This window comes from Stenotrophomonas sp. NLF4-10 (assembly GCF_022359915.1).
Lineage (GTDB): Bacteria > Pseudomonadota > Gammaproteobacteria > Xanthomonadales > Xanthomonadaceae > Stenotrophomonas > Stenotrophomonas daejeonensis.
Window position 1 is genome coordinate 1,348,563 of sequence record NZ_JAKSEE010000003.1, and the last position, 15,750, is coordinate 1,364,312.

General features: G+C 68.6%; 14 protein-coding genes. 5 read left to right on the forward strand and 9 right to left on the reverse strand.

The window, feature by feature from the left end; genetic code table 11:
• Positions 1-87: 87 nt before the first annotated feature.
• Entirely contained in the window at positions 88-1,890 is a 1,803-nt protein-coding gene (locus tag MIC98_RS06425; RefSeq protein WP_239736540.1) for a DUF885 domain-containing protein, read from the reverse strand.
• A gap of 104 nt (positions 1,891-1,994) precedes the next feature.
• On the opposite strand from MIC98_RS06425, the gene MIC98_RS06430 reads away from it, so the two are divergent.
• Both MIC98_RS06430 and MIC98_RS06435 read left to right on the forward strand, forming a co-directional pair.
• Positions 1,995-2,351, forward strand: a complete 357-nt coding sequence (locus MIC98_RS06430; RefSeq protein ID WP_239738065.1) for a GFA family protein — start codon at positions 1,995-1,997, stop codon at positions 2,349-2,351.
• Positions 2,351-3,130, forward strand: a complete 780-nt coding sequence (locus MIC98_RS06435; protein ID WP_239736541.1) for a DUF4349 domain-containing protein — start codon at positions 2,351-2,353, stop codon at positions 3,128-3,130. Before MIC98_RS06430 ends, MIC98_RS06435 begins: the two co-directional genes overlap by 1 nt.
• A 170-nt stretch (positions 3,131-3,300) precedes the next feature.
• Here MIC98_RS06435 and MIC98_RS06440 read toward each other — a convergent pair whose 3' ends face one another.
• On the reverse strand, positions 3,301-3,594 hold the full coding sequence (locus MIC98_RS06440) for a hypothetical protein (RefSeq protein WP_239736542.1): 294 nt from the start codon (positions 3,592-3,594) through the stop codon (positions 3,301-3,303).
• Positions 3,595-3,717: 123 nt separating this feature from the next.
• Positions 3,718-4,626 carry a peptidylprolyl isomerase gene (locus MIC98_RS06445; RefSeq protein WP_057641694.1) on the reverse strand — a complete coding sequence of 303 codons (909 nt, stop codon included), beginning with the start codon at positions 4,624-4,626 and terminating at the stop codon, positions 3,718-3,720.
• Positions 4,627-4,784: 158 nt separating this feature from the next.
• Between MIC98_RS06445 and MIC98_RS06450 the strand changes: the two genes are divergently transcribed.
• Entirely contained in the window at positions 4,785-5,147 is a 363-nt protein-coding gene (locus MIC98_RS06450) for a PadR family transcriptional regulator (RefSeq protein WP_057641695.1), read from the forward strand.
• A complete protein-coding gene (locus tag MIC98_RS06455) occupies positions 5,147-6,121 on the forward strand; it encodes a sensor domain-containing protein (protein ID WP_239736543.1) in 975 nt (324 codons plus the stop codon). The genes MIC98_RS06450 and MIC98_RS06455 overlap by 1 nt, the downstream gene beginning before the upstream one ends.
• Before the next feature lie 112 nt (positions 6,122-6,233).
• Here the strand turns inward: MIC98_RS06455 and phaZ are convergent, their stop codons facing one another.
• Together phaZ and MIC98_RS06465 are read right to left on the reverse strand one after the other, a co-directional pair.
• Positions 6,234-7,550: a polyhydroxyalkanoate depolymerase gene (gene phaZ / locus MIC98_RS06460; protein WP_239736544.1), complete on the reverse strand. Its 1,317-nt coding sequence runs from the start codon at positions 7,548-7,550 to the stop codon at positions 6,234-6,236.
• A gap of 199 nt (positions 7,551-7,749) precedes the next feature.
• The gene (locus MIC98_RS06465; protein ID WP_239736545.1) at positions 7,750-8,346 is read right to left on the reverse strand and encodes a class I SAM-dependent methyltransferase; all 597 of its coding nucleotides are present in this window, start codon (positions 8,344-8,346) and stop codon (positions 7,750-7,752) included.
• A 59-nt stretch (positions 8,347-8,405) separates the two neighbouring features.
• On the opposite strand from MIC98_RS06465, the gene MIC98_RS06470 reads away from it, so the two are divergent.
• Positions 8,406-8,858 carry a CopD family protein gene (locus tag MIC98_RS06470; protein ID WP_239736546.1) on the forward strand — a complete coding sequence of 151 codons (453 nt, stop codon included), beginning with the start codon at positions 8,406-8,408 and terminating at the stop codon, positions 8,856-8,858.
• Positions 8,859-8,995: 137 nt separating this feature from the next.
• Here the strand turns inward: MIC98_RS06470 and MIC98_RS06475 are convergent, their stop codons facing one another.
• The 4 genes from MIC98_RS06475 to lpxB form a co-directional block, all read right to left on the reverse strand.
• A complete protein-coding gene (locus MIC98_RS06475; protein ID WP_239736547.1) occupies positions 8,996-9,955 on the reverse strand; it encodes an acetyl-CoA carboxylase carboxyltransferase subunit alpha in 960 nt (319 codons plus the stop codon).
• 77 nt (positions 9,956-10,032) lie between these two features.
• On the reverse strand, positions 10,033-13,620 hold the full coding sequence (gene dnaE, locus MIC98_RS06480; protein WP_239736548.1) for a DNA polymerase III subunit alpha: 3,588 nt from the start codon (positions 13,618-13,620) through the stop codon (positions 10,033-10,035).
• Between the two features lie 191 nt (positions 13,621-13,811).
• Entirely contained in the window at positions 13,812-14,489 is a 678-nt protein-coding gene (locus MIC98_RS06485; protein WP_239736549.1) for a ribonuclease HII, read from the reverse strand.
• Between the two features lie 14 nt (positions 14,490-14,503).
• On the reverse strand, positions 14,504-15,733 hold the full coding sequence (gene lpxB / locus MIC98_RS06490; protein WP_239736550.1) for a lipid-A-disaccharide synthase: 1,230 nt from the start codon (positions 15,731-15,733) through the stop codon (positions 14,504-14,506).
• Positions 15,734-15,750: the final 17 nt, after the last annotated feature.

The following is a 15,750-nucleotide window of genomic DNA, read 5'->3' on the forward strand; positions in this document are numbered from 1 at the left end:
CCTTCGTCGTGTGCATTGTCAAGTGTTGGCGGCAGCATCAACCTTCTGCCAATCCTCCCCACATGGCAGGGGAGGCCATGAGCTGGCTTACTCGATCGGCTGCTCCAGCATCAGCTGCCGCGCAAACCGTACCGGCGGGGCGCCGTAGGACAGCATCTGGTCGTGGTAGGCCTTCAGGTCGAACGTGTCGCCGAGTTTCTCCTGCACCGCCTTGCGGGTGTCGAAATGCTCCTGCGCGCCGACGAAATAGGTCGGCAGCTGTGCCGAGGTCAGCTGCGCGCGCACCCATTTGCCGGCTGCTTCGCTTTCCTGCTGGAAGGCGTCGTGGGTCATCAACTGCATGGCCTGCTCGCGGCTCCAGTTATCCACGTGCACGCCCTGGTCGAGGATGGCGTTGGCAATCGTGCGCAGGTAGAACTTCAATTGCACGAGGTGGAACAGCGGGTCGTTATCGAGGTAACCCTGCTCCTGCATCATGCGCTCGGTATAGACCGCCCAGCCTTCGGCGAACAGGCCCGAGCGCAGCACGGCGCGCAGGGTGGAGGGGAATTTCCCCGAGTGCCAGCCTTCCAGGTAATGGCCCGGGGTGCCTTCATGGATGGACAGCAGGTGGATCATGCGGCTGTTGTATTCGCGCAGGAATGAATCGACCTGCTGGTCGTTCCAGTCGTCGGGAATCGGCGATACCGCGTAGAAGGTCTTCAGGTTCTTGTCCAGCGGGCCGGGCGAGTCGCAATAGGCCACGGCCACGCCACGCTGGAATTCTGGCATCAGGATGATGTCCACCGGCGCGTCGGGCAGGGTCATCAGGTCGTGCGTGCGCACGAACTCGGTGGACTGCGCCAGCGAGGCCTTGGCGTCTTCCACCACCTTGTCGCGGGCGGGCTTGTCGGCGTAGGCCAGTTCCAGCGCGGCCTCGATGGCCTTCTGCTGCTGTTCGTCGCTTGGTTCGGCCGGCATTTCCGGGGCGCCCGGCTTGTCCTTCAGCACCACCTGGGCGATGCCGTACATGTCCTTGCGCACGCGCGCCAGTTCGGCGCGGGCGCGCTCGCCGATCTCTGCGCGCGACAGCGAGGAGTTGAGCGAGAACTTCAGCTTCTGGTCGTACAGGTCCGCGCCGATGCGGAAGTCGCCCTTGGCATTCGGAACCAGCGTCTTGTCCAGCCATTCCTGCTGCTCGGCGACGGCGGTCTTGAGCGTGTCGATGGCGGCCTTCAACCGCTCCTGGTCGGCGGCTTCCAGCTGGCCGATGTTGGGAGTGATGAAGGCATCGACGAGGCTGAGGATGCCCTTGTTCTGCTTGGCCACGGTTTCGGCGTGGATCTTCGGCACACGCGTCGGGTCGAGGTTGGCGCGGGCGGCGGCGAAGACCTGCGGCAGTTTCTCGATGCGTGCGGTGGCCGATTTCAGGCGCTCGGGCAGCGGTGCGAACTCGCGCGCCATCAGCCCGTAGATGGCGCTGCCGGCCAGCCCGTTGTAGACCTGCGGGTCCCACTGCCACGACTGCAGGGTTTCGCTGTTCCAGATGTCCGACTGCAGCTGGTTGCGCAGGATGGCCGCGTCCACCTGGTTCTCGCGGTTGAGTTTGGCGACGTCGATCTTGTCCAGTTCGGCGAGCAGTGCCTTGCTGGCATCCAGCCCCTTCTGCTGGCCGGCGGCGCTGAGGTCGTCGATCTCGGCGTCGAAGCGGTGATCGCCGATCTGGGTGGCGCCGACCGGGGACAGTTGCATCCACGTGTCCAGCGCTTTCTTCGACAGTTCGGCGAACTGCGCATCGGCCTGGCTCTCGCCGGCCTGCTCGGTGGCGGTTGGCGGGGTATTCGGGGCGTCGCTGTTCTGGCAGCCGGCCAGGCTGGCGAGCAGGGCGGCGGCGAGCAGGTGCTTGCGCATCGGGAATCCTGTTGTGGCGGGGAAAGCCCGAGTATGGGCCGGCGGCCACGTCGGTGCCCCTGCCATTGGCTTACCATCGCCGCAGGTATCCACGGAGCATGGCGATGCATTACGAAGGCAGTTGTCATTGCGGGCGCATTGCGTTCGCGTTCGAGTCCGGCGAGCCGATCAGCGGCGCGTTGTCCTGCAATTGCTCGATCTGCCGGCGGCGCGGTTCGCTGCTGTGGTTCGGGCCGCGCGATGCGTTCGAGCTGAAGAGCGATCCGGCCGACTTGGAAAGCTACCGTTTCAACACCGGCCATATCGACCACCACCATTGCCGCGTGTGCGGCGTGGCGCCCTTCAGCGAGGCGCAGGACCCGCGCACCGGCGTGCCGACGGTGGCGGTCAACCTGCGCTGCGTGCCGGCGCTGGACCTGGATGCGTTGGCGGTGACCCATTACGACGGCGCCGGCCGCTGATGCCCCCGCGCCGGATCGTGGGTGGGATGCTGGTGCTGCTGGCCGTTGCCGGTTGCGCGAAGCAGGAGCGCCTGGGCGCGGCCGACGCGATGGCGCTGGCTTCGCCGGAGGGGGCGTTCCTCGCTTACGAACACACCGTGCAGCTGCGGCTGCCGGGTGAGCGGATCGCGCCGCGCCTGAAGGCGGTGGCCGAGGCGTGCCAGAGCGGCAGGTTCGGTGATTGCGCGGTGTTGCAGTTGTCGCAAGCTGGCGGCGATGGCGCCTCTGGTTCCATCGAAGTGCGCGTTGCGCCGAAGGGCGTGGAGCCGCTGGTCGCGCTTGCCGGCGAGCAGGGCGAAGTGACCGCGCGCAGCACGCATGCCGAGGACCTGGCGCAGCAGGTGGCCGATACGCAGTTGACGCAGGCGCGTTTGAAGAACGAACACGCGCGCCTGCTCGACTACCAACAGCGCAAGGATCTGGCGGTGGCCGATCTGCTGACCATTTCGCAGCGCCTGTCCGAGATCGAGGCAGGGCTGGAGCAGGCCAACCGCGAGGCGGCGCAGCAGCACCGGCGCATCGACACGCAGAAGCTGGCGATCCACATGGAAGCCACCAATGGCCAGCGCAACCGCAGCGAGATCGGCCGGGCCTTCGCCGAGTTCGGCGGTATTTTCACCGCCAGCCTGGCGTGGCTGATCCGCCTGTTCGCGGGCTTGCTGCCGGTGGCGCTGATCGGCGGAGGCGTGCTGTGGGGTGGTTTGAAACTGTGGCGGCGCGGGCGGCGGAAGCGGGGTTGATCGTCATGTGGGGCACGTCAAGGCGTGCCCCGGCGTTTTCCACCCACGCCAGTAGTCGCTGGCGCCCACTTGCGAAGCGGTGGTGAAGCCCTCGGCGGAGCTGGGATGTTCCGGGCGCGGCTTTTCCGGCAGGGCCACGCCCGACTGCATGTACCCGGTGCCGCGGTGGCTCAGCCTTCGTCGTGTTCGTATTCGATGACCAGCCCGCGCTCCTGCGCCAGCCGTTCCACGGCCTGCCGCGCCTTCTGCGCGGTGGCGGCGTTGCCGACTTCGACTTCCACTTCGTGGATGCCCGGGCCAATGTCGTCGGACAGGCCCGCCGAGCTGGAATCCTCGTCGTCCATGTGGGCCATCAGGTCGTCGGTTTCCTCGACGTGCTCGATGCCTTCCAGGCCATGCAGCAGGTCGCTCACGGCGAGGGCATCGTCGGCGCTGCCGGTGATGCGGATGCGCAGCAGGGACATGGCGGTCTCCGCGTATGGGGGAGGTCCAGCTTGGGCAGCCGCCGGGCAAGGAAGCGTGAAACGCCGCGGTGCGGCGCACCTGCCGCGGCCGGCGCATGGCCGGCCACGGCAGGGAGCGTGGTGTCAGTTGGGCAGCACCCGCACCGGCAGCGGGATGTTGCACAGGTCGATGTGCCCGGCCGCACGCTTGTAGAAGCCGTCCACGCGGTTGCGGCGTGCTTCCACCGCATCGGCGAAGCTCTTCGAATCGGTGCGCAGCACCTGCAGCGGCACGCGCTCGCCGGCCGGCAGTTCGCTGGCCAGGTGGATGGCGCGGATCGGCGTGCGCTGCGCGGCGTCGTCGTAGAAGCCCATCGGCGGCGGCCCGCGCTTGATCGTGCTCAGCAGTTCCATGCCCTCGAGCACGCGCCCGACCACGGTGATGTTGCGGTCGAGCTGGCGCGGCGACTGCCCGGTGACGACGTACAGTTCGGCGCCGATGCTGCTGTCGTCGGCGTTGTTGCGGCCGGCGCCGACGGTGCCGTAGCAGTGCGCCAGCCAGGCATGCTCGCCGTCGCCGGCCACGGCGAAGTCGCCGACGAAGCCGGTCTTCGCGGCCCAGCCGTCGCGGTCGGGCAGGGCGGTGAAATCCAGCCCGGCGGCCGCGCGCTGGAACTCGGCCGGCAGATGGGTCTTCGCGCTGCCCAGCGGCTTGGCCTTGCCGGCCTCGTCGGCATCGGCGTCGCCGAACTGGACCACGAAGTTGTCCTGCGAGCGGTAGACGCTGGTGCCGTCCCAGAAGCCCTCGCGCGCCAGCGTGCGGATGTTGCCGGCGTGCTCGGGGGCGAACTGCGGGGCCAGCTCGATGATGACGCGGCCGCCGTCCAGCTCCATGTACAGCAGGTTCTCGGCGGCCGGGGTGTGCCAGTCGCCGTCCGGCGCGGCGTCGATGATTTCCTGCGCGCTGCGGTACTTGGCGGGGGCGTCGGCGGCCAGCAGCGGCAGCGGCGACAGCAGCAGGGCAAGGGCGAGCAGGCGTGGGCGGAACGTCATGGGTGCGGGTCCGTTGGCGGTGGTGGTGGTATCCCGATTCTGCGTGAACGCGGGTACCGGCGGCCAGCACATGACCGTGGCGGGGGTGACTACCGGCACATTCGCTATAGCGAACTTCGCAATAGTGTTCGCTTCAGGCTAGTTGGCAGGAACAGGGCATGTCCGATCCCGATGTCCATCTGCGCAAGTTCCAGAAGGAGTTGAGCACCGGCACGGTGTCGCTGGCGCTGCTGGCGGTGCTGGCCAGGGCGCCGGAGCCGATGTACGGCTACCTGATCGCCAAGGAGCTGGAGCGCGTCGGCGACGGCGTGCTCAGCGGCAAGCAGAGCGCGCTGTACCCGGTGCTGCGCAATCTGGAAGGCGCCGGCCTGCTGGAAAGCCACGTGGAGCCGTCGGTAGCCGGGCCGCCGCGGCGCTACTACCGCATCAACGACGATGGCCGCGCCGCGCTGCGGCAGTGGATCGCGGCCTGGACTGCCACCCGTGACTCGGTCGAGTCGGTACTGGAGGGAATCAACTGATGAACAACGACATCCATGCGCGGCCGCTGCCGACCACGATTCCCGAATACCTGGAGCAGCTGCGCGCGGCGCTGGCCGGCGCCGACCCGGCGATGATCCAGGACGCGCTGTACGACGCCGAGGAATACCTGCGCTCGGAGCTGGCCGAGCAGGCCGGCAAGAGCGAGGCCGAGGTGATCGCCGGCGTGGCCGGCAGCTACGGCGCACCGGAGGAAGTGGCCGAAATCTACCGCGAGACCGAGGTGACGGTGAACCGCGCACTGCGCGCACCCGGCCCGGCAGCGCGGTCGGCCCCGGTTGCCCCGGCGCTGGCGGCAACGGCGGCGGCCGCCGCCGCGGTGCCGGCCAGGCCGTGCTCGTGGCTGGCGCGCTTCTTCGGCGTGGTGCTGGACCCGCATACCTATGGCGCGCTGTTCTACATGCTGCTGTCGCTGGCCACCGGCATCTTCTTCTTCAGCTGGGTGGTGACCGGGCTGTCGCTGTCGATGTCGCTGCTGATCCTGATAATCGGCATCCCGGTGCTGCTGCTGTTCCTGGGTTCGGTGCGGGTGCTGTCGCTGGTGGAGGGCCGCATCATCGAGACCATGCTGGGCGTGCGCATGCCGCGCCGGCCGGCCTATACCGACAGGAGCCAGGGCTGGACGGTGCGGATCGGCACGATGTTCACCGACGGCCGCACCTGGCTGACGATGCTGTATTTCCTGCTGATGCTGCCGCTGGGCGTGGCCTACTTCAGCATCGCCACCACCCTGTTGTCGCTGTCGTTGGCGTTGGTCTTCGCGCCGCTGGCGGAACTGCTGTTCGACCAGCCGGTCGGCATCTGGATCGACGGCGTGAACGTGGCCGGCGCGCTCTGGCTGTGGCCGCTGACGGTGCTGGTGGGTGTGCTGCTGCTGTTCGCCACCCTGCACCTGGCACGCGGCATCGGCAAGGTACACGGAGCGATGGCCAAGCACCTGCTGGTGCGGCTGTAATCGGGAGGGCCCGTGCCGGGCAAGCCCGGCACCTACGAATGCGTGTAGATGCGGGGCTTGCCCCGCATGGGCTTCACCGGGAAGACGTCGTGCCGGGCAAGCGCGGCACCTCTCAGCGCTGGGCGCGGCGGCGCAGCGGGGTGACGTTGCTGGCGGGGGCCTTGCGGCCCTTCTTCGCCGGCGCCACCTGCGCCTGCGCATGGAAGAAGTCGCGCACCTTCGGGTACACCACCTCGCGCCAGCGGCGGCCGCTGAAGATGCCGTAGTGGCCGGCGCCCTCGACGATGAAGTGGCTGCGGCGCGCGGCCGGGATGCCGGTGCACAGCGCCTGCGCGGCCTCGGTCTGGCCGAGGCCGGCGATGTCGTCCAGCTCGCCCTCGATGCTCAGCAGCGCGGTGTCGCGGATCGCCGACGGGTCCACGCGCTCGCCGCGCACGTGCCACTGCCCGCGCGGTAGCAGGAATTCCTGGAACACCACGCGGATGGTGTCCAGGTAGAACTTCGCCGGCATGTCCAGCACCGCGTTGTACTCGTCGTAGAAGCGGCGGTGGGCGTTGGCGTCGTCGAGGTCGCCCTTGACCAGGTCGGTGTAGAAGTCCCAGTGCGACATCAGGTGGCGGCTGGGGTTCATGGTCACGAAGCCGGCGTGCTGCAGGAAGCCGGGGTACACGCGGCGGCCCTGGCCGGGGTAGGGCGCGGGCACGCTGTGGATGACGTTGTTCTCGAACCACGACAGCGGGTTGCGCGTGGCCAGGTTGTTGACCGCGGTGGGGCTGCAGCGGGCGTCGATCGGGCCGCCCATCATCACCAGCGAGCGCGGCGTGGTCTCGCCGCGGCTGGCCATCAGCGACACCGCGCCCAGCACCGGCACGGTGGGCTGGCAGACACTGACCACGTGCAGCTTGTCGGCGCCGAGGTGGCGGATGAATTCCTGCACGTATTCGACGTAGTCGTCGAGGCCGAACTCGCCGGCTGCCACCGGCACCATGCGCGCGTCGATCCAGTCGGTGACGTAGACGCGGTGGTCCTGCAGCAGGGTACGCACGGTGTCGCGCAGCAGGGTGGCGTGGTGCCCGGACAGCGGCGCCACCACCAGCACCGCCGGCTGCGCCAGCAGTTCCTCCACGCGTGCGCCGTCGTTGCTGTGGCGCTTGAAGCGCAGCAGCCTGCAGAACGGCTTTTCCAGCTCGGTGAGCTGGGCGACGGGGACGATCTCGCCGTCCAGCTCCAGCTCGTGGATGTTCCACTCCGGCTTTTCGTAGTCCTTGCCGAGGCGGTGGAACAACTCGTTCATCGCCGCCAGCCGGTCCGCGCCCGGCATCGACGACCACCAGTGCCCGGGGTTGTTGAAGAACGCCGCGTTGGCTTGCGCCTGGTGCACCCACGGCGCCATCAGGTTGCGGGTCAGTTCATGCAGTTGGTAGAGCATGCCGGGCAATATGTATGGTCATATGACGCTATGCAGCATAGCGCAAACCGGCAGGCGGGGAGTTAAGCCCACGGGCAACCGTAGGTCGGGGCTACGGCCCCGACGCTTTGCACCTGATGCCTGGAGCGTCGGGGGCGTAGCCCCGACCTACGGTTGATCCGTAGCTGCCGGGCTTGCCCGGCAGCACGCCCGCAAGGTTTCAGCCGTTGCCTTCCAGCGCGGCCACATCGTCGTCGAACGCCGGCCCCAGCCAGCAATGCGAGCCGGTGGCGCGGAAGCCGGCGGCCTGGAACTGGCGCCGGTACCAGCGCGCCGGACGCGGCTGGAAGCCCTCGTGGTCGCCGTGGAAGTCGTCCTCGGCAGTGAAGGTTTCCAGGAAGGCGACGCCGCCGCACAGCTCGGCCAGCCCTTCCAGCCCGCGCCGCAGCTCGCGGTCGGGCACGTAGTGCATCACGTCCGAGCACACCAGCAGGTCCACCGGCGCGCAGGGGCGCAGCCACTGGAAATCGCCGAAACGGGCCAGGTGCAGGTTGCGCGTGCGGCCGTAGCGCTGCACCGCGTATTCGCTGCCGTCGAAGCCCATGTAGCGCAGCTTCGGCCGCAGTTTCAGCAGCGGCGCGCGCCATGCGCCTTCGCCGCAGCCGATGTCCAGCACGCTGCGGACCGGGCGTTCGAGGTAGTACTCGGCCATCGCCACGGCCAGCTGCACCTTGCGCGCCAGCCGCGCCGCGCCGCCGATGTCGCCGCGCCGGTACCAGCGCTGGAAGTAGGCGGCGTCGTAGTGTTTTTCCTGCATGGGCATCAAGGATGGGCGAAAATGGCGACCATCCTAACGCCCGCCGCCGGAGCCAGCGCATGCAGTCGTATTTCTGGGTCAAGACCTTCCACATCGTGTTCGTGGTGGCATGGATGGCGGCGGTGTTCTACCTGCCGCGCATCCTGGTCAACATCGCCGAGGCCGCCGGGCAGGCGCAGGTGGCCGAGCGGCTGCAACTGATGGGGCGGCGGCTGTACCGCTTCGGCCACGTGATGTTCGGCATCGCTTTCGTGCTGGGGCTGGTGCTGTGGCTGGGCTACCGGGTGTTGCCGGATTTTCCGACGATGGTGGCGCAGGGCTCCGGCTGGCTGCATGCCAAGCTGACGCTGGTGGTGCTGCTGTTCGTCTATTACATCGTCAGCGGGCGCTGGTTGAAGGGCACGACCAAGGGCCGCGCACTGCCGTCGTCGCGCGCGCTGCGCTGGTTCAACGAGCTGCCGCTGCTGCTGTTCATCGCGGTGGTATGGCTGGTGATCGCCAAGCCGTTCTGATGGCTTGAACATGCACAAGGCCGGCAATGCCGGCCTTGCGTCTTTGTTTTTCGTAGGAGCGACGCAAGTCGCGAGAGGCTTTCCTGGTACGGCCCCATCGCGACTTGCGTCGCTCCTACAATGGGGCTTGCCGGGTTTCAGGCCGCTTCGTAGGTGCCGTAGCCGCGCAGGCGCTTGTAACGCTTGTCCAGCAGCTCGTCGATGCTCAGCTTCTCCAGCGCGTCCAGCTCGCCCAGCAGCACCGCCTTCAGGCGCCTGCCCATCTGCGTGGGGTTGCGGTGGGCGCCGCCGATCGGCTCGCGGATCACCTTGTCGATCAGGCCCAGGCCCTTCAGCCGCGCGGCGGTCATGCCCAATTGCTCGGCCGCTTCCTTGTTCTTGCCGGCGTCCTTCCACAGGATCGAGGCGCAGCCTTCCGGGCTGATGGTCGAGTAGACGCTGTATTCCAGCATCAGGGTACGGTCGCCCACGCCCAGTGCCAGCGCGCCGCCGGAGCCGCCCTCGCCGATCACGGTGCAGATCACCGGCACCTTCAGTTCGGCCATTTCCATCAGGTTGCGGGCGATGGCCTCGGACTGGCCGCGCTCCTCGGCATCGATGCCCGGCCAGGCGCCGGCGGTGTCGATCAGGGTCAGCACCGGCAGCTTGAAGCGCTCGGCCATCTTCATCAGCCGCAGCGCCTTGCGGTAGCCCTCGGGCTTGGGCATGCCGAAGTTGCGGCGGATCTTCTCCTTGGTGTCGCGGCCCTTCTGGTGGCCGATCAGCATCACCGGGCGGCCGCCGATGCGGGCCAGGCCACCAACAATGGCCTTGTCGTCGGCGAAGGCGCGGTCGCCGGCCAGTTCCTGGAACTCGTCGCAGAAGATGCCGATGTAGTCCAGCGGATACGGACGCTGCGGGTGGCGCGCCACCTGCAGCACCTGCCACGAGGACAGGTTGCGGAAGATCTGCGCGGTGCGCAGGCGCAGCTTGTCCTCCAGCGCCCTGACTTCGGTTTCGACATTGACCGCCGGGCCGGCGCTGGCGCTGCGCAGGTCCTTGATCTTGGCTTCCAGATCGGCGATGGGCTGCTCGAAATCGAGGTAATTCGGATTCATCGGAAACCGTCTTGAATGAAAGTGGGAAAGTGTAGCCGAACGGGTTGCGGCAACCCGTACGCGGCCGTCCGGTGGGGTCAGCTGGCCCAGGGCGGGCTGTAGGCCAGCTTGACCTTGCGCACCGCCGGGTCCTCGCGCAGGGCGTCGAGCAGCTGCGGGCTGGCCCGCACCGCGCCTTCCCTGCCAAGGTCGAGCATGCCGGCCACGCCGCCATCCTTGCCCTGCAGCAGCAGGTCCAGCCGGATCGGGGTGCGGCCGGGGCGGTGCGACGCCAATATCGGCTCGATGCGCTGCCAGACCCGGCCGCCGCGGCCGTCCACGCGCAGCGACAGCCGCACCGCGTGGTCGGCGCACAGCTGCTCGAAATCCCAGCACTGGCGGATGCGCAGGGCGTAGCCGCCGTTGAACTCGTCTTCGCGCAGGCCGCCCTTGACCACCAGGATGCGGTCCTTGGTCATCAGCGGGCCGAACTCGGCCAGCCCGTCGGAGAACGCGCTGCATTCCACCCGGCCCTTGCCGTCCTCCAACTGCACGAACACCTGGCTGTCGCCCTTGCGGCGCACGCCCACGACCATGCCGGCCAGGATCACCTGCGCTTCCTGCCGCCAGCCGCGCTTTTCGCCGTCGCGCGGCGGCGGGGCGGGCGCGACCAGCTTGTCCAGCGCGCCGAGGTCGGTGCCGACCAGTTCCTTGACGTCGTCGGCATAGGGGTCGAACGGGTGGCCGCTGAGGTAGAAGCCCAGCGTCTCGCGCTCGCCGTTCAGCAACTGGCCCACCGGCCATTCGCGGCTTTCAGGCAGGTCCAGCTGCGCGGCGGTGTTGACCGGGTCGGGCGCGCCGAACAGCGAGTTCTGCCCGGACGCCTTCTCGCGCGCCATCTGCTCGGTGGCCTTGACCACCTCGGGCAGTTGCAGCATCAGCGAGGCGCGGTTTTTGCCGAGGCCGTCGAGCGCGCCGCACTGGATCATCGCCTCCAGCGTGCGCCGGTTGAGCTTGGCCGATTCGACGCGCACGCAGAAATCCATCAGCGAGGCGTATTCGCCGCCGCGCTGGCGCTCGGCGACCACCGCCTCGCACGCACCCTGGCCGACGCCCTTGATCGCGCCCAGCCCGTAACGGATGGTGTCGGCGCTGGACGCCTCGAACATGTAGGCCGAGTCGTTGACGCGCGGCGGCAACACGTTCAGGCCGAGGTTGCGCACCTCGGCGAGGAAGCCGACCACCTTGTCGGTGTTGTCCATGTCCGAGGACAGCGTAGCGGCCATGAACTCGGCCGGGTAATGGCGCTTGAGCCATGCGGTCTGGTAGCTGACCAGCGCGTAGGCGGCGGCGTGCGACTTGTTGAAGCCGTAGCCGGCGAACTTTTCCATCAGGTCGAAGATTTCATCGGCCTTCGGGCCTTCGACACCGCCCTTGGCCGCGCCCTCGCGGAAGATTTCGCGGTGCTTGGCCATCTCGGCCGGCACCTTCTTGCCCATCGCGCGGCGCAGCAGGTCGGCACCGCCCAGCGAGTAGCCGCCGACGATCTGCGCCATCTGCATCACCTGCTCCTGATACACCATGATGCCGTAGGTGTCCTTCAGGATGGCCTCGGTGCGCGGGTCGGGGTAGATGATCTCCTCCTGCCCGTGCTTGCGCGCGTTGAACGAGGGAATCAGGTCCATCGGGCCGGGGCGGTACAGCGACACCAGCGCGATCAGGTCTTCGAAACGGTCGGGGCGCGCGTCCTTCAGCAGCCGGCGCATGCCCGAGGATTCGAACTGGAACACCGCGCCGGTATTGCCGTTGGCGAAGATGTCCTTGTAGGTGGGCGCGTCGTCGAGCGGGATCGCGGCGATGTCGATCGGCGGGATGCCGGCGCGGGCATGGCGTGCGTTGATCGCCTTCACCGCCCAGTCGATGATGGTCAGCGTGCGCAGGCCGAGGAAGTCGAACTTCACCAGCCCGACTTCCTCGACGTCGTTCTTATCGAACTGGGTGACCGGGTTCCTGCCGATGCCACCCTCGTCGTGTTCGGCGTACAGCGGGCAGAACTCGGACAGCGGCTCCGGGCCGATCACCACGCCGCCAGCGTGCTTGCCGGCGTTGCGGGTGAGGTCTTCCAGTTGCAGCGCCAGGTCGATCAGGTCGCGGACGTCGTCCTCGGTTTCGTAGCGCTGGATCAGTTCGGCCGAGGCCATTTCCGAATCCGGTCCTTCCTTGCCGCGGCCCAGCGCGTCCTTCAGGTGGATGCCGAGGATGTTCGGGATCAGCTTGGAAACACCATCGACCAGACCGTAGGGGAAGCCGAGCACGCGGCCGGTGTCGCGCACCACCGCCTTGGCCGCCATCGTGCCGTAGGTGATGATCTGGCTGACCCGCTCGCGGCCGTACTTGCGCGCGACATAGTCGATCACCTCGTCGCGGCGGTCCATGCAGAAGTCGATGTCGAAGTCGGGCATCGACACGCGTTCCGGGTTGAGGAAGCGCTCGAACAGCAGGTTGTACGGCAGCGGGTCGAGGTCGGTGATCTTCAGCGCCCACGCCACCAGCGAGCCGGCACCCGAGCCGCGCCCCGGGCCGATCGGGATGCCCTGGTTCTTGCCCCACTGGATGAAGTCAGCCACGATCAGGAAGTAGCCGGGGAAGCCCATCTTGATGATGGTGTCCAGCTCGAATTCGAGCCGCTCGAAGTAGTCCTCGCGGGTCATGCCCGGCGCCAGCGGGTTCTTCTGCAGGCGCTCTTCAAGGCCCTCGCGCGACTGCTTCTGGATCCACGTGTCCAGCGTCTCCTCGTCGGGCACCGGGTAGTTCGGCAGGAAGTAGGTGCCCAGCCGCATCTCGACGTTGCAGCGCTGCGCCAGCGCCAGCGTGTTGTCGATGGCGTCGGGGATGTCGGCGAACAGCGCGCACATTTCCTCCGGCGTCTTCAGGTACTGCTCGCGGCTGTACTCGCGCGGGCGCTTGGGGTCGTCGAGCACGCGACCGGTGGAGATGCACACGCGCGCCTCGTGCGCGTCGTAGTCGGCCGCATCGAGGAAGCGCACGTCGTTGCTGGCGATCACCGGCAGGCCGCGCTGGCCGGCGGCCATCAGCGCGAACTGGTTGAAGGCCTCCTCGCCGTCGCGCTTGGTGCGGGTCAGTTCCAGGTGCAGGCCGTCGCCGAACACGCGCTGCCAGTCGGCCAGCTGCTGCTCGGCCAGGTCATGGCGGCCCTCGGCGGCCAGCCGCCCGGCCAGGCTGTCGCGCCCGGCCAGCGCGAACAGGTTGTGGCAACCGTCCTTCAGCCACTGCGGGTGCACGGCGACGCCGCCCTCGTTGCGGTGGCCTTCCATCCACGCGCGGGTCAGCAGCCGCGACAGGCTCAGGTAGCCCTCGCGGTCGCGGCACAGCAGGGTCATGCGCCAGGGGGCGTGGCCGTCCTCGGCGACCAGCACGTCGGCGCCGGCGATCGGCTTGATGCCCACGCCCTCGGCGGCCTTGTAGAACTTCACCAGCGCGAACAGGTTGTTCAGGTCGGTGATCGCCAGCGCTGGCGCACCCATCTCCACCGAGCGGCTGAGGATGTTGGGCTGCTTGGCCTTCTTCGGATCGGCCTGGTCCGGCTTGGCCGGTACGCGAATGGTGGAGTCCACCATCGAGAACTCGGTGTGGACGTGGAGATGGACGAAGCGGGGAGTGCTCATGCCGGATCACTGCGGTGACAGGGCAGGGTAGCGGCGGGGGCGGAAGCGGACAAGGCTTGACGCCAGCGTCCATGCAGGAACGTGCAGGAGCGACGCCAGTCGCGATGGGGCTTTACCGGGAAGCCGCAGGTGCCGGGCTTGCCCGGCACGGGGCTTCATCGGGAAGGCCCACATGCGGGGCAAGCCCGCATCTACGGAGGGGTGGATAACGGCGCGTGCGCGGCCAGTGCCTCGCGTACCGGGGCGAAGCTGCGCCGGTGCTCGGGGCAGGGGCCATGCATGCGCAGCGCGGCCAGGTGCACCGGGGTGCCATAGCCCTTGTGCCGGTCGAAGCCGTATTCGGGGTGGAGCTGGTGCAGGTCCAGCATGTAGCGGTCGCGGCTGACCTTGGCCAGGATCGAGGCGGCCATGATCGCGCGGTCGATGGCGTCGCCGCCGACCAGCGCCTCGGCCGGGCAGGGCAGGCCCTTGGGCACCTTGTTGCCGTCGATGCGCGCGAACTGCGCCGCATGCGCCACGCCTTCCAGCGCCCGGCGCATGCCCTGCATCGTCGCCTGGAAGATGTTGATGCCGTCGATCTCGGCCACGTCCACCATCACGATGCAGTGGGCCAGCGCGCGCTCGACGATGCGCTCGAACAGCTGCTCGCGGCGCGCGGCGGTCAGCGCCTTGGAATCGTCCAGCCCGTTGATGTGCGGGCGCTGCGGGTCGAACACGACCGCCGCCACCGCGACCGGCCCGGCCAGCGGGCCACGGCCGGCCTCGTCGATGCCGGCGTAGAGCGGGGGATGGGGAACGGGGGACGGGGAATGGGAGAACAGGGAGGGCTGTTCCACTGCTGCCTTGCCGTTGGATCGGGGAGGGGGCATGCGCCGGCTTCCGGTCATTCCCCGTTCCCTGTTCCCCGTCCCCCGCCTTCCAGCAATTCCGCCACCGCATCGGCGGCGCGGGCGGAGGCGTCCTGGCGCAGCTCCAGGTGCAGGCGGCGGTAGTCGTCCTGCAGGCCGGCCACGCAGTCGGGGTGCTCGAACCACTGCAGCACGGCGGCGGCGAGGCGGTCGGGCGTGCAGTCCTGCTGGATCAGCTCCGGCGCCAGGTCGCGGCCGGCCAGCACGTTGGGCAGGGCATAGCGGTCGACCTTGATCAGCCCCAGCAGCTTGACGATGCGCGCGGTGAGGGCGGACACGCGGTAGCCGACCACCATCGGCCGCTTGACCAGCATGGTTTCCAGCGTCGCGGTGCCCGAGGCCAGCAGCACCACGTCGGCGGCCACCATCGCCTCGCGCGCGCGGCCGTCAAGCACGCGCAGGCGCGCACCGGGCAGTGCCGAGGCGGCGATCTGCTGGTCGATCAGCTGCCGGCACTTCGCGTTGGCCGCCGGCACCACGATGTGCAGGTCCGGCATGCGCTCGCAGGCCTGCCATGCCGCCTCGAAGAACGCGGGCCCCAGCCGGCCGACCTCGCCCAGCCGGCTGCCGGGCAATACCGCCAGCACCGGCGCGGTGCCCGGCAGGCCGAGCGTGGCACGGGCCTCGCTGCGCTCGCTTTCCAGCGGGATCGCGTCGGCCATCGGGTGGCCGACGAAGCGCGCGTCGATGCCGTGGCGGGCATAGATCGGCGGCTCCATCGGGAACAGGCACAGCACCCTGTCGGCGCTGGCCCCGATCTTCTCGGCGCGCTTCTCGCGCCACGCCCATACCGAGGGGCTGACGTAATGCACGGTGCGCACGCCGCGCTGCTTGAGCCATTGCTCGACGCCGAGGTTGAAGTCGGGTGCGTCGATGCCGATGAACACGTCCGGCTGCCAATCCAGCACGCGCTGGCGGAAGGCCCTGCGCAGCTTCAGCAGGCGCGGCAGGTGGCGCAGGACCTCGGCCAAGCCCATCAGCGCCAGCTCGCTGGCGTCGAACCAGGTCTGGCAGCCGGCGTTGCGCATCGCGTCGCCGCCGATGCCGGCGAACTCGGCATCGGGAAAACGCCGGCGCAGCTCGATGATCAGGCCGGCACCGAGGCCGTCGCCGGAGGTCTCCCCGGCGCAGAGCACCACGCGCGGGGCGCGGGGAGCGGGTGCTGGGGAATGGGGAGTGGAGGAAGCTGAGGGTTTGATGGGCATGGCGCCTTCATTCCCCG

Excerpts from the sequence above, each read along its gene's own strand:
- MIC98_RS06440 (WP_239736542.1), bottom strand. The coding sequence starts at position 3,594 with ATGTCCCTGCTGCGCATCCGCATCACCGGCAGCGCCGACGATGCCCTC.
- MIC98_RS06425 (WP_239736540.1), bottom strand. The coding sequence starts at position 1,890 with ATGCGCAAGCACCTGCTCGCCGCCGCCCTGCTCGCCAGCCTGGCCGGC.
- MIC98_RS06435 (WP_239736541.1), top strand. The coding sequence starts at position 2,351 with ATGCCCCCGCGCCGGATCGTGGGTGGGATGCTGGTGCTGCTGGCCGTT.
- MIC98_RS06485 (WP_239736549.1), bottom strand. The coding sequence starts at position 14,489 with ATGCCCCCTCCCCGATCCAACGGCAAGGCAGCAGTGGAACAGCCCTCC.
- MIC98_RS06475 (WP_239736547.1), bottom strand. The coding sequence starts at position 9,955 with ATGAATCCGAATTACCTCGATTTCGAGCAGCCCATCGCCGATCTGGAA.
- MIC98_RS06470 (WP_239736546.1), top strand. The coding sequence starts at position 8,406 with ATGCAGTCGTATTTCTGGGTCAAGACCTTCCACATCGTGTTCGTGGTG.
- MIC98_RS06445 (WP_057641694.1), bottom strand. The coding sequence starts at position 4,626 with ATGACGTTCCGCCCACGCCTGCTCGCCCTTGCCCTGCTGCTGTCGCCG.
- MIC98_RS06430 (WP_239738065.1), top strand. The coding sequence starts at position 1,995 with ATGCATTACGAAGGCAGTTGTCATTGCGGGCGCATTGCGTTCGCGTTC.
- MIC98_RS06455 (WP_239736543.1), top strand. The coding sequence starts at position 5,147 with ATGAACAACGACATCCATGCGCGGCCGCTGCCGACCACGATTCCCGAA.
- phaZ (WP_239736544.1), bottom strand. The coding sequence starts at position 7,550 with ATGCTCTACCAACTGCATGAACTGACCCGCAACCTGATGGCGCCGTGG.
- MIC98_RS06450 (WP_057641695.1), top strand. The coding sequence starts at position 4,785 with ATGTCCGATCCCGATGTCCATCTGCGCAAGTTCCAGAAGGAGTTGAGC.
- dnaE (WP_239736548.1), bottom strand. The coding sequence starts at position 13,620 with ATGAGCACTCCCCGCTTCGTCCATCTCCACGTCCACACCGAGTTCTCG.
- lpxB (WP_239736550.1), bottom strand. The coding sequence starts at position 15,733 with ATGCCCATCAAACCCTCAGCTTCCTCCACTCCCCATTCCCCAGCACCC.
- MIC98_RS06465 (WP_239736545.1), bottom strand. The coding sequence starts at position 8,346 with ATGCAGGAAAAACACTACGACGCCGCCTACTTCCAGCGCTGGTACCGG.